Genomic DNA, 10,252 nt, shown 5'->3' with positions numbered 1-10,252 from the left:
CCGCCCCCGCGGCCCGCCCCCCGTGCGCGGGGCCGGTGCCCCCCCGGCCCCGGCGCACCCGGTCAACCGGGGGTGGGCCGTCCGCATCACGTGATGCGGACGGCCCTCCGGGAGCGGGGAGGCGCGTCAGTGGACGTCGCCCATGAGCTCCTTGACCCGCTTGCGGTACATCCAGACCGCGACACCGGCGAGCACCGCGAGAGCGGCCTCGGCGGCGACGACTCCGGTCTTGTTGAGGTCGACGCCGAACTCGGACAGCAGGCCGGTGACGGCGTCGCCCGCGGTGACGGCGAGGAACCAGACACCCATCATCTGCGAAGCGTACTTCGCCGGGGCCATCTTCGTGGTCACGGACAGACCCACCGGGGACAGCATCAGCTCACCGGTCGTCTGGCAGAAGTAGATCAGCACGATCCACCACAGCGAGACCTTGCCGCTGCCCGCGGCCACCAGCGGCAGCAGGAAGACGAAGAAGGAGATGCCGACCAGGACCAGACCGCCCGCGAACTTGACGATCGTGCTCGGCTCCTTGCCGCTGCGGGCGAGCGCCAGCCAGACCGCGGCGAAGACCGGGGCCAGGGCCATGACCAGGACCGGGTTGACCGACTGGAACCAGGAGACCGGGAACTCCCAGCCGAAGACGTGCGTGTCGACGTGCTTGTCGGCGAAGAGCGACAGGGTCGAGCCACCCTGGTCGTAGATCATCCAGAAGACGGCCGCGGCGACGAAGAACCAGATGTAGCCGGAGACCTTCGACTGCTCGACGGCGGTCAGCTCCTTGTCGACCTTGATCCGCACCAGGACGCCGACCGGGATGAGCAGACCGATGATCATCAGCGGCACCATCACCCAGCGCAGGGTGTAGTGGCCGGTGGCGACGAGGGTCGTGTAGGCGACCGCGGCGATCAGCAGCCAGATCATCGCCTTGCGCAGCGTGGAGTTGCGCTCCTGGACGCTGAGCGGCTTCGGCACGACGCTCGACCTGTCGGACAGGTGGCGGCTGCCGAGCAGGAACTGGGCCAGGCCCAGCGCCATGCCGAGGGCGGCCAGCGCGAAGCCGAGGTGCCAGTTCACCTTCTGGCCGATGGTGCCGATGATCAGCGGCGCGGCGAAGGCACCGAGGTTGATGCCCATGTAGAAGACCGTGAAGCCGCCGTCGCGGCGCGGGTCGTTCGGGCCGTCGTAGAGGTGGCCCACCATGGTCGAGATGTTCGACTTCAGCAGGCCGGAGCCGATGGCCACCAGCAGCAGGCCGAAGTAGAAGGTGCCGTCGGTGGGCAGGGCCAGGACCAGGTGGCCGGCCATGATGACCGAGCCCGCGACCGCGACCGTCTTGCGGGGGCCCCACACGCGGTCACCGAACCAGCCGCCCGGCATGGCGAGCAGGTACACCGTCGAGACGTAGACGGAGTAGATCGCGATCGCCGTGCCCTCGTCCAGGCCGAGACCCGCGGGGGCGACCAGGTAGAGGGGGAGCAGTGCCCTCATGCCGTAGTAGGAGAACCGCTCCCACATCTCGGTCATGAAGAGAGTGGCCAGTCCGCGGGGGTGGCCGAAGAAGGTCTTCTCGGAACCGGGGGTGCCCGGTCGGGCCGAGTCCTTCGTCAGGCTGGACGCCATGGTCGTTCCTTGCTGATCGGGACGCGCGAGTGGAGCGTTGCGCGCCCGGTGGGGGAGCCGGCACCGGCACGAGCGAACACGTCCGCCCCACGCCCAGGGGTTTTCCGCTCCGGACACGAAGCGGCGGACGGCGTCCACCGGGATCCACGCCCCGCGTGCGTCACTGCGCGCGAGGCCCGGCCACAGGTCGTTCCTTTCGAGGCCGGCCCAGAAATGGTCTAGACCAGCCCGCACACAAAAGAGACCTTCAGCGTCAAGACAGCCGCCAAAGGTCCCCGCGTGCTACAGGCGTCCAATCACCATACGGCAGGACACTGCCGGATATGGAAGGACTTGAGACGCGGATCACAGGTGTCACGGGAACCGCAGGACCGCATTCGAAGGTCACCACTAGGATCGCACCTCGCAGATGCAGGTCCGTACCAAGGTAAGAACCGGTGCGGAGGACGGTAAGAAGCAAGGCCGCGATCACCCCCCGTCTCTTGTCACGCTGGGACTACCATCAGCTCATGACCCGTGTACTGCTCGCCGAGGACGACGCGTCCATCTCGGAGCCGCTGGCGCGCGCGCTGCGCCGGGAGGGTTACGAGGTCGAGGTGCGTGAGGACGGACCCACCGCGCTGGACGCGGGCATCCAGGGCGGCGTCGACCTGGTCGTACTGGACCTCGGCCTGCCCGGCATGGACGGCCTGGAGGTGGCCCGCCGGCTGCGCGCCGAAGGCCACACCGTGCCCATCCTGATCCTCACCGCGCGCGCCGACGAGGTGGACACCGTCGTCGGCCTGGACGCGGGCGCCGACGACTACGTCACCAAGCCGTTCCGCCTCGCCGAGCTGCTGGCCCGGGTCCGGGCCCTGCTGCGGCGCGGCTCGGCCGAACCCCAGCAGCCGCCCGCCACCCACGGCGTGCGCATCGACGTCGAGTCGCACCGCGCCTGGATGGGCGACGAGGAGCTGCAGCTCACCGCGAAGGAGTTCGACCTGCTGCGGGTGCTGGTGCGCGACGCCGGCCGGGTCGTCACCCGCGACCAGCTGATGCGCGAGGTCTGGGACACCACCTGGTGGTCGTCCACCAAGACCCTCGACATGCACATCTCCTGGCTGCGCAAGAAGCTGGGCGACGACGCCGCCAACCCGCGGTACATCGCCACGGTCCGCGGCGTCGGCTTCCGCTTCGAGAAGAGCTGAGCCGCGGGCCCCGGGCTCCCTTCGGGCTCCCTCACAGAAGTAAGAGAAGATGCGCCGCCGACTGATCCAGTCCACGCTCGCCGTGGTGCTCGTCGTGATCGCCGTGTTCGGCGTGTCCCTCGTCATCGTCGAGACCCGCACCATCAGCGAGAGCGCCAAGGAGCGGGTCGAGTCGGAGGCCGTCCGGCTGGCCAGCATCGTGGACAGCCGGATCCTCGCCGCCGAGAAGATCAGCGCCGACCTGCTCGGCGACCAGCTCGGCGGCGATCAGTACGCCGTCATCCGCATCCCCGGCCAGGCGCCCATCGAGATCGGGCAGAAGCCGGACGGCGACGTCATCGAGGCCACCCGCACCGGGGACCAGCGCGAGACGGTCACCGTCCAGGAGCCCCGCTCGGCGGTGTTCCGCGAGGTCGGGCGCACCCTGGTGATCATCGGCGCGGTCGCGCTGCTCGCCGTGATCGCCGCGGTGCTGCTGGCGCTGCGCCAGGCCGACCGGCTCGCCTCCCCGCTCACCGACCTCGCCGAGACCGCCGAACGCCTCGGCTCCGGCGACCCGCGGCCCAAGCGCAAGCGCTACGGCGTGCCCGAGCTGGACCGGGTCGCCGACGTCCTCGACGCCTCCGCCGAGCGCATCGCGCGGATGCTCACCGCCGAACGCCGGCTCGCCGCCGACGCCTCCCACCAGCTGCGCACCCCGCTCACCGCGCTGTCGATGCGGCTGGAGGAGATCACCCTCACCGACGACCTGGCCACGGTGAAGGAGGAGGCGACCATCGCGCTCACCCAGGTCGAGCGCCTGACGGACGTGGTGGAGCGGCTGCTGACCAACTCGCGCGACCCGCGCACCGGCTCCGCCGTCACCTTCGACCTCGACGAGGTCATCCAGCAACAGCTGGCCGAGTGGCGCCCGGCCTACCGCCAGGCGGGGCGCGCGATCGTCAGCTCCGGCAAGCGGCATCTGAAGGCGGTGGGCACGCCGGGCGCGGTCGCCCAGGTGCTGGCGGCGCTGATCGAGAACTCCCTGATGCACGGCGGCGGCACGGTCGCGCTGCGCACCCGCGTCACCGGCAACCAGGCCGTCATCGAGGTCACCGACGAGGGCCCCGGCGTCCCGGCCGACCTCGGCGCCCGGATCTTCGAGCGCGCCATCAGCGGCCGCAACTCCACCGGCATCGGCCTCGCCGTCGCCCGCGACCTCGCGGAGGCCGACGGAGGCCGCCTGGAGATGCTCCAGGCGTCACCGCCGGTCTTCGGCCTGTTCCTGTCACGCACGGCGGTGCGCAAGCCGGAGGACGAGGAGCCCACCGTCCGCTGAAAACCCACCGGCCCCCCAAGGAAGGCCGCCCCACCAAGGAAGCCCGCCCCGCCGGGACGCCACGGGCCGTCCGGGGGGCGCACCGGGCCCGCGCCTGCGGGGGGACGCACCGGTCCCGCCGGATGGGCACCGGGCCGAGGCCCGGACCGGCGCCCCGCCAAGGACGCACCCGCCCGCTGGGGCGCACTGGGCCCGCCGAGGACCGGACCGGCGCTGAACCCGCGCCCGCCTGGGGACGCACCGGCCCGCCCGGGACCGGACCCGTGATCGAGGGGCCGGGCCGGTCCTAGATCCGCGCCCGCTGGCGTGCCGTGCGTTCGCGGTCGCGGCCCCGTTCCGTGTCCAGGAACGATTCCGCGCGGGAGACCGGCTCGGCGCCGGGGAGCGCCCGGAACACCCACGTCCGGTAGGACCAGAACCGGAACAGGGTCGCGATCCCGATGCCGACGAACTTGAAGATGTTGCTCTGCAGCGGGCTGTCCCAGCCGAAGCCGTACGTCGCGGCGTACAGCACGCCGTTCTCGATGACCAGGCCCACCGCGCTGAACAGCAGGAACAGCGTCATCTCACGGGTGCGGCCGCTCTTGTCGCGGTCCCGGTAGGTGAAGTAGCGAAAGCCGACGTAGTTGAAGGCGATGGCCACGATCGTCGCGATCACGCTGGCCCGCACCACCGGGAGATCGGTGACATGCCGTACCAGGTTGAACACGCCGAGGTTGACGAGCAGACCCGCCCCGCCCACCGCCCCGAACTTGGCGGCCTCGCGCGCCAGGCGGCTCAGCCGCTGCCGCAGCGCGCCGGGGGGCGTCTCAGGGAGCCCCGAGGAGTCACGTCCCATGGTCGTGAAGGCCCCCGTCCGTCGGATTCGTCAACCCCGTCATGCTAACCACCCCCCTTCCGTGATCGCCTGTGGACGAGCGGGCGGGCCGCGGAATGACCCCCGACGGACCCCGGGGGAACGGCGGAATCCGGCCGCCTTGGCGCGCCGGATACCCTGGGGGCGTGACGTTCCCGGTAGTCGGCATGGTCGGCGGGGGCCAGCTCGCGCGTATGACGCACGAGGCTGGCATCCCGCTCGGCATCAGGTTCAAGCTCCTCAGTGACACCCCGCAGGACTCCGCCGCGCAGGTCGTGAGCGATGTCGTCGTCGGCGACTATCGCGATCTCGACACGCTGCGCGAGTTCGCGCGCGGGTGCGATGTGATCACCTTCGACCACGAGCACGTGCCCACCGAGCACCTGCGGGCCCTGGAAGCGGACGGCATTCCCGTGCGCCCCGGCCCCGACGCGCTGGTGCACGCCCAGGACAAGGGCGTGATGCGGGCGAAGCTCACACAGATCGGCGTGCCGTGTCCACGCCACCGGATCGTGAGCGATCCGGACGACGTGGCGGCCTTCGCGGCGGAGGGGGACGGCTTCCCCGTCGTCCTGAAGACCGTCCGCGGCGGGTACGACGGCAAGGGCGTGTGGGTGGTGGACTCCGTCGAGGAGGCCGCCGACCCGTTCCGCGCCGGAGTGCCGGTGCTCGCCGAGGAGAAGGTCGACTTCGTGCGGGAGCTGGCCGCCAACGTGGTCCGCTCCCCGCACGGGCAGGCCGTCGCCTACCCCGTCGTCGAGTCGCGCCAGGTCAACGGCGTGTGCGACACGGTGATCGCGCCCGCCCCCGACCTCGACGAGTCGCTGTCCCTCCAGGCGACCGAGATGGCCCTCACCATCGCCAAGGAACTCGGCGTCGTCGGCCATCTCGCCGTCGAGCTGTTCCAGACCCGCGACGGCCGCATCCTCGTCAACGAGCTGGCGATGCGCCCGCACAACTCGGGCCACTGGTCGATGGACGGCGCGATCACCTCGCAGTTCGCCAACCACGTCCGCGCGGTCCTGGACCTGCCGCTGGGCGACCCGCGCCCGCGCGCCACGTGGACCGTGATGGTCAACGTCCTCGGCGGGGACTTCCCGGACATGTACTCGGCGTACCTGCACTGCATGGCCCGCGACCCCCAGCTGAAGATCCACATGTACGGCAAGGACGTGAAGCCCGGCCGCAAGGTCGGTCATGTCAACACCTACGGCGACGACCTCGACGACGTGCTGGAGCGCGCCCGTCACGCTGCCGGCTACCTGAGAGGCACCATCACCGAATGAGCCCCGTTGTTGGCATCGTCATGGGGTCGGACTCCGACTGGCCCGTCATGGAGGCCGCCGCCAAGGCCCTCGACGAGTTCGAGATCCCCTACGAGGTCGACGTGGTCTCCGCGCACCGCATGCCGCGCGAGATGATCACGTACGGCGAGCAGGCCGCGGACCGCGGGATCAAGGTGATCATCGCCGGTGCGGGCGGCGCCGCCCACCTGCCCGGCATGCTCGCCTCGGTCACCCCGCTGCCGGTCATCGGCGTGCCGGTCCCGCTGAAGTACCTCGACGGCATGGACTCCCTGCTGTCGATCGTGCAGATGCCGGCCGGTGTCCCGGTGGCGACGGTCTCCGTCGCCGGTGCCCGCAACGCCGGTCTGCTCGCGGCCCGTATCCTCGCCGCACACGACGAGGACCTGCTGGCCCGGATGCGCGAGTTCCAGCAGGACCTCAACGACCAGGCCACCGAGAAGGGCAAGCGGCTGCGCGCCAAGGTCGACGGCTCCGGAAACGGCTTCGGCTTCGGCAAGTGACAGCCCGCCCGGGCGGGCGCACCGGCGCCACTCACGCCCACTGACGAAGGGACGGCGATGACCTCACTGGACCAGGCCCGGGAACTGCTGCGCGAGTTCCCGGTGGTCGACGGGCACAACGACCTGCCCTGGGCACTGCGCGAGCAGGTCGACTACGACCTCGACGCCCGGGACATCGCCGTCTCCCAGGACGGCCACCTGCACACCGACATCCCGCGCCTGCGGGCCGGCGGGGTGGGCGCGCAGTACTGGTCGGTGTTCGTCCGCACCGACCTGCCCGACCCGGTCACCGCGACGCTGGAACAGATCGACTGCGTGCGCCGGCTGAACGAGCGTCACCCGGACGTGCTGCGCCCGGCGACCACCGCCGCGGACCTCGAGGCGGCGCGCGCGGAGGGCCGTATCGCCTCCCTGATGGGCGCGGAGGGCGGGCACTCCATCGACTGTTCGCTGGGCGCCCTGCGCTGCCTGTACGCGCTCGGCGTCCGCTACATGACCCTCACCCACAACGACAACGTGGCGTGGGCGGACTCGGCGACGGACGAGCCGGGCGTCGGCGGGCTGTCGGCGTTCGGCCGCGAGGTGGTCCGGGAGATGAACCGCCTCGGCATGCTGGTCGACCTCTCGCACGTGGCCGCCACGACGATGCGGGACGCGCTCGACACCTCCACGGCCCCGGTGATCTTCTCCCACTCCTCGGCCCGCGCGGTCTGCGACCACCCGCGCAACATCCCGGACGACGTGCTGGAGCGCCTGCCCGCCAACGGCGGCGTCGCGATGGTGACGTTCGTGCCGAAGTTCGTCCTGCAGGCCGCCGTCGACTGGACGGCCGCCGCCGACGAGAACCTGCGCGCCCACGGCTTCCACCACCTCGACGCCACCCCCGAGGCGATGAAGGTGCACCGCGCCTTCGAGGAGCGCCACCCGCGCCCGGTCGCCACCGCCGCCACGGTCGCCGACCACCTCGACCACATGCGCGAGGTCGCCGGCATCGACCACCTCGGCATCGGCGGCGACTACGACGGCACCGTCTTCACCCCCGACGGCCTGGACGACGTCTCCGGCTACCCCAACCTCATCGCCGAACTGCTCGACCGGGGCTGGTCCAGGACCGATCTGGCCAAGCTGACCTGGCAGAACGCGGTACGGGTGCTGGGCGCCGCCGAGGACGTGGCCCGTGACCTCCAGGCCACCCGCGCCCCCTCCCACGCCACCATCGAGGAACTGGACGGCTGACCGCGACGTGGTACCGGCGCGCCGCGGCCCGCGGGACGGCGCGCCGGATCACCCGCCTGACGGCCCGGGGTTCCCGGCCGGAGTGATCCGAGCGCCAGCAGCCGCGCCGACCTGCGGTTCTCGGCCGGGGTTACCCCCGAACGCGCCATCCACCGGGTACGCCCGGGGGAGCCGTGCGACGGTGACGGTAAGCGACCGCCGCGCACGTCAGGAGCCGCCATGGCCGAACTCCAGGACGACCTGCACACCCCGCCCGAGGTCGGCGAGCTCGGCGACCTGCCGCTGGGCGGGCCGTTCCCGCCCGAGCCGTACGTCCCCGGCGAGGGGGACGACCCCGACGCCGCCCCGCTGGAGCGGGCGCACGCCCTGCTCGCCGCGCACCCCGTCGCCGACGGCTACAGCGGGCTGCCCTGGGCGCTGCGCCATCTGCCCTGGTACGACCTGGAGACCGGCGAGAGCGCCGTCGACACCGATGTGCCACGCCTGCGGCAGGGCCATGTCGGGGCGCTGTTCTGCTCCCTGCACCTGCCCGAGGGGCTGGCCGCCGACCGGGCGGTGGCCGCGACCCTGGAGCAGCTGGACCTGGTCCGCAAGGTGATCGCCGGGCATCCCGAGAGCCTGCGCCTGGCCCGCACCGCCGGGCAGGTCATCGACGCCCGCAACTGCGGCCGGGCCGCCGTCGTCCTCGGCCCGGCGCACGCCGCCGCCCTGGACGACTCCGTGGGCCTGCTGCGGGTGCTGCACGCCCTCGGGCTGCGGGTGCTCACCCTCTCGGGCACCTCCTGGGCGAGCAAGGCGGGGCTGACCCGGTTCGGCGAGGAGGTGGTGCGCGAGATGAACCGGCTGGGGGTGCTCGCCGACCTGTCCGGCGCCTCCGAGGAGACCATCCGCCGGATCCTGGCCGCCTCCCGCGCGCCGGTCATCGCCACCCGCTCCGCGGCCCGCAGCCTGCGCCCGCACCCCGCCAACCTGCCCGACGAGCTGCTGGCGGCGCTGGGCGCGGCCAAGGGCCTGTGCATGGTGCCGCTGACCGCCGAGCAGACGGGCCCGTCGGTCCGGGACGTGGCCGACCACCTCGACCACGTCCGCGCACTCGCCGGGCCCCGGTCCGTCGGCCTGTCCGGCACCTACGACGCCGGCTGCGCCCACCCGCAGGAGCTGGGCGACGCGTCCTGCTACCCGCACCTGATCGCCGAACTGCTGCGGCGCGGCTGGAGCGAGCCCGACCTGGCCCTGCTGACCTGGGGGAACGTCCAGCGGGTGCTGCGCGTCGCGGACTTCACGGCGCGGGCGGCGCAGGAGCGCCGGGCCCCGTCGGCGGCGAAGATCGCCGAACTCGACGGATAGGTGACTCGGGCCGGCCCGGTCGCTCGGGATTGCTCCGTCACTCAGGACGGGCCCGGTCACTCACGACTGCCCGGTCACTCCGGACTCGCGTCCGAGGTTCAGGAGTGCTCGATGCGGCACAGGCAGAACGGATGCCCGGCCGGATCGGCGTAGACCCGGAAATCCTTCGTCTCGTAGTCCTCCGCGTCCAGCACCCGGCCGCCGAGGGCCAGCACCCGCTTCTCCGCCTCGTCGATCTCCTCCCAGGTGGACCCGGCGTCCAGGTCGAGGTGGAACTGCTGGGCGTTCCGGTCGGAGCGCGGCCACTCGGGCGGGCGCAGGTCCGGCGCGGACTGGAAGGCCAGCCGGGGCCCGCCGGGGACCTGGAGCACCACCCAGTCGGGGTCGGCGCCCTCGGGCTCGCCGCCGAGGATCCCGGCGTAGAAGCGGGCGAGGGCGCGCGGGTCGGGGCAGTCGAGGACGACGGAACGGAAACGGGCCGCGGGGGGCATGGGCACCTCCGTGTCTAGGGGGCTCAGCAGGCGCAGAGGCAGAACGGGTGCCCCGCGGGGTCGGCATAGACACGCCACGGCCGGGAGCGGTCCTCCGCGTCGAGCACGGTGGCGCCGAGCGCGAGCACGCTCTGCTCCGCCGCGTCGAGGTCCCGCACGTTCAGGTCCAGGTGGAACTGCTGAGAGGCGTCCGGGGAGGGCCACTTCGGCGGGACGAAGCCCGGCGCGGCCTGGAAGGCCAGGTCCTGCCCGCCGGGGACCTGCAGGGTGACCCAGCTCCCGTCCTCCTCCGCCTTGACCGTGCCGCCCAGCACGCCGGCGTAGAAATCGGCCAGCCTGCGCGGGTCGGGACAGTCCAGTACGACGACGCCCAGTTCTGCGAGAGCCATG

At 72.2% G+C, this 10,252-nt stretch carries 10 protein-coding genes; 6 read left to right on the top strand and 4 right to left on the bottom strand.

Going from position 1 to position 10,252, the window contains the following annotated elements:
* Positions 1 to 126: 126 nt before the first annotated feature.
* Positions 127 to 1,620, bottom strand: coding sequence for an oligopeptide:H+ symporter (locus tag AB0K92_RS31415; RefSeq protein WP_365928548.1), 1,494 nt, complete (start codon positions 1,618 to 1,620; stop codon positions 127 to 129).
* A gap of 509 nt (positions 1,621 to 2,129) precedes the next feature.
* Here AB0K92_RS31415 and AB0K92_RS31410 point away from each other — a divergent pair.
* Together AB0K92_RS31410 and AB0K92_RS31405 are read left to right on the top strand one after the other, a co-directional pair.
* Positions 2,130 to 2,807 carry a response regulator transcription factor gene (locus tag AB0K92_RS31410; protein WP_043501447.1) on the top strand — a complete coding sequence of 226 codons (678 nt, stop codon included), beginning with the start codon at positions 2,130 to 2,132 and terminating at the stop codon, positions 2,805 to 2,807.
* A gap of 49 nt (positions 2,808 to 2,856) precedes the next feature.
* A complete protein-coding gene (locus AB0K92_RS31405; RefSeq protein ID WP_365928546.1) occupies positions 2,857 to 4,125 on the top strand; it encodes an ATP-binding protein in 1,269 nt (422 codons plus the stop codon).
* Positions 4,126 to 4,411: 286 nt separating this feature from the next.
* On the opposite strand, the gene AB0K92_RS31400 is transcribed toward AB0K92_RS31405, so the two are convergent.
* Entirely contained in the window at positions 4,412 to 4,963 is a 552-nt protein-coding gene (locus AB0K92_RS31400; protein WP_365928544.1) for a GtrA family protein, read from the bottom strand.
* Positions 4,964 to 5,127: 164 nt separating this feature from the next.
* On the opposite strand from AB0K92_RS31400, the gene AB0K92_RS31395 reads away from it, so the two are divergent.
* From AB0K92_RS31395 to AB0K92_RS31380, 4 genes are all read left to right on the top strand, one after another.
* Positions 5,128 to 6,267 (top strand): 5-(carboxyamino)imidazole ribonucleotide synthase, encoded by a 1,140-nt coding sequence (locus tag AB0K92_RS31395; RefSeq protein WP_165999439.1) that lies wholly within the window; start codon positions 5,128 to 5,130, stop codon positions 6,265 to 6,267.
* Positions 6,264 to 6,788 (top strand): 5-(carboxyamino)imidazole ribonucleotide mutase, encoded by a 525-nt coding sequence (purE, locus tag AB0K92_RS31390; protein ID WP_165999437.1) that lies wholly within the window; start codon positions 6,264 to 6,266, stop codon positions 6,786 to 6,788. The genes AB0K92_RS31395 and purE overlap by 4 nt, the downstream gene beginning before the upstream one ends.
* A gap of 57 nt (positions 6,789 to 6,845) precedes the next feature.
* Positions 6,846 to 8,024 (top strand): dipeptidase, encoded by a 1,179-nt coding sequence (locus tag AB0K92_RS31385; RefSeq protein WP_365928541.1) that lies wholly within the window; start codon positions 6,846 to 6,848, stop codon positions 8,022 to 8,024.
* 219 nt (positions 8,025 to 8,243) lie between these two features.
* Positions 8,244 to 9,371, top strand: a complete 1,128-nt coding sequence (locus AB0K92_RS31380; protein ID WP_365928538.1) for a dipeptidase — start codon at positions 8,244 to 8,246, stop codon at positions 9,369 to 9,371.
* A gap of 98 nt (positions 9,372 to 9,469) precedes the next feature.
* On the opposite strand, the gene AB0K92_RS31375 is transcribed toward AB0K92_RS31380, so the two are convergent.
* On the bottom strand, positions 9,470 to 9,862 hold the full coding sequence (locus tag AB0K92_RS31375; protein ID WP_165999431.1) for a VOC family protein: 393 nt from the start codon (positions 9,860 to 9,862) through the stop codon (positions 9,470 to 9,472).
* A 23-nt stretch (positions 9,863 to 9,885) separates the two neighbouring features.
* Entirely contained in the window at positions 9,886 to 10,251 is a 366-nt protein-coding gene (locus AB0K92_RS31370) for a VOC family protein (RefSeq protein WP_365928536.1), read from the bottom strand.
* Position 10,252 lies beyond the last annotated feature (1 nt).

The organism is Streptomyces sp. NPDC052687 (genome assembly GCF_040678395.1).
GTDB lineage: Bacteria > Actinomycetota > Actinomycetes > Streptomycetales > Streptomycetaceae > Streptomyces.
Note: the sequence above shows the minus strand (reverse complement) of the source record. Positions and strands in the feature narration are given on the sequence as shown.

What these genes read in the sequence shown, in the direction of transcription:
- AB0K92_RS31415 (WP_365928548.1), bottom strand. Translation starts at nt 1,620, where the DNA reads ATGGCGTCCAGCCTGACGAAGGACTCGGCCCGACCGGGCACCCCCGGT.
- AB0K92_RS31410 (WP_043501447.1), top strand. Translation starts at nt 2,130, where the DNA reads ATGACCCGTGTACTGCTCGCCGAGGACGACGCGTCCATCTCGGAGCCG.
- AB0K92_RS31405 (WP_365928546.1), top strand. Translation starts at nt 2,857, where the DNA reads ATGCGCCGCCGACTGATCCAGTCCACGCTCGCCGTGGTGCTCGTCGTG.
- AB0K92_RS31400 (WP_365928544.1), bottom strand. Translation starts at nt 4,963, where the DNA reads ATGGGACGTGACTCCTCGGGGCTCCCTGAGACGCCCCCCGGCGCGCTG.
- purE (WP_165999437.1), top strand. Translation starts at nt 6,264, where the DNA reads ATGAGCCCCGTTGTTGGCATCGTCATGGGGTCGGACTCCGACTGGCCC.
- AB0K92_RS31385 (WP_365928541.1), top strand. Translation starts at nt 6,846, where the DNA reads ATGACCTCACTGGACCAGGCCCGGGAACTGCTGCGCGAGTTCCCGGTG.
- AB0K92_RS31380 (WP_365928538.1), top strand. Translation starts at nt 8,244, where the DNA reads ATGGCCGAACTCCAGGACGACCTGCACACCCCGCCCGAGGTCGGCGAG.
- AB0K92_RS31375 (WP_165999431.1), bottom strand. Translation starts at nt 9,862, where the DNA reads ATGCCCCCCGCGGCCCGTTTCCGTTCCGTCGTCCTCGACTGCCCCGAC.
- AB0K92_RS31370 (WP_365928536.1), bottom strand. Translation starts at nt 10,251, where the DNA reads ATGGCTCTCGCAGAACTGGGCGTCGTCGTACTGGACTGTCCCGACCCG.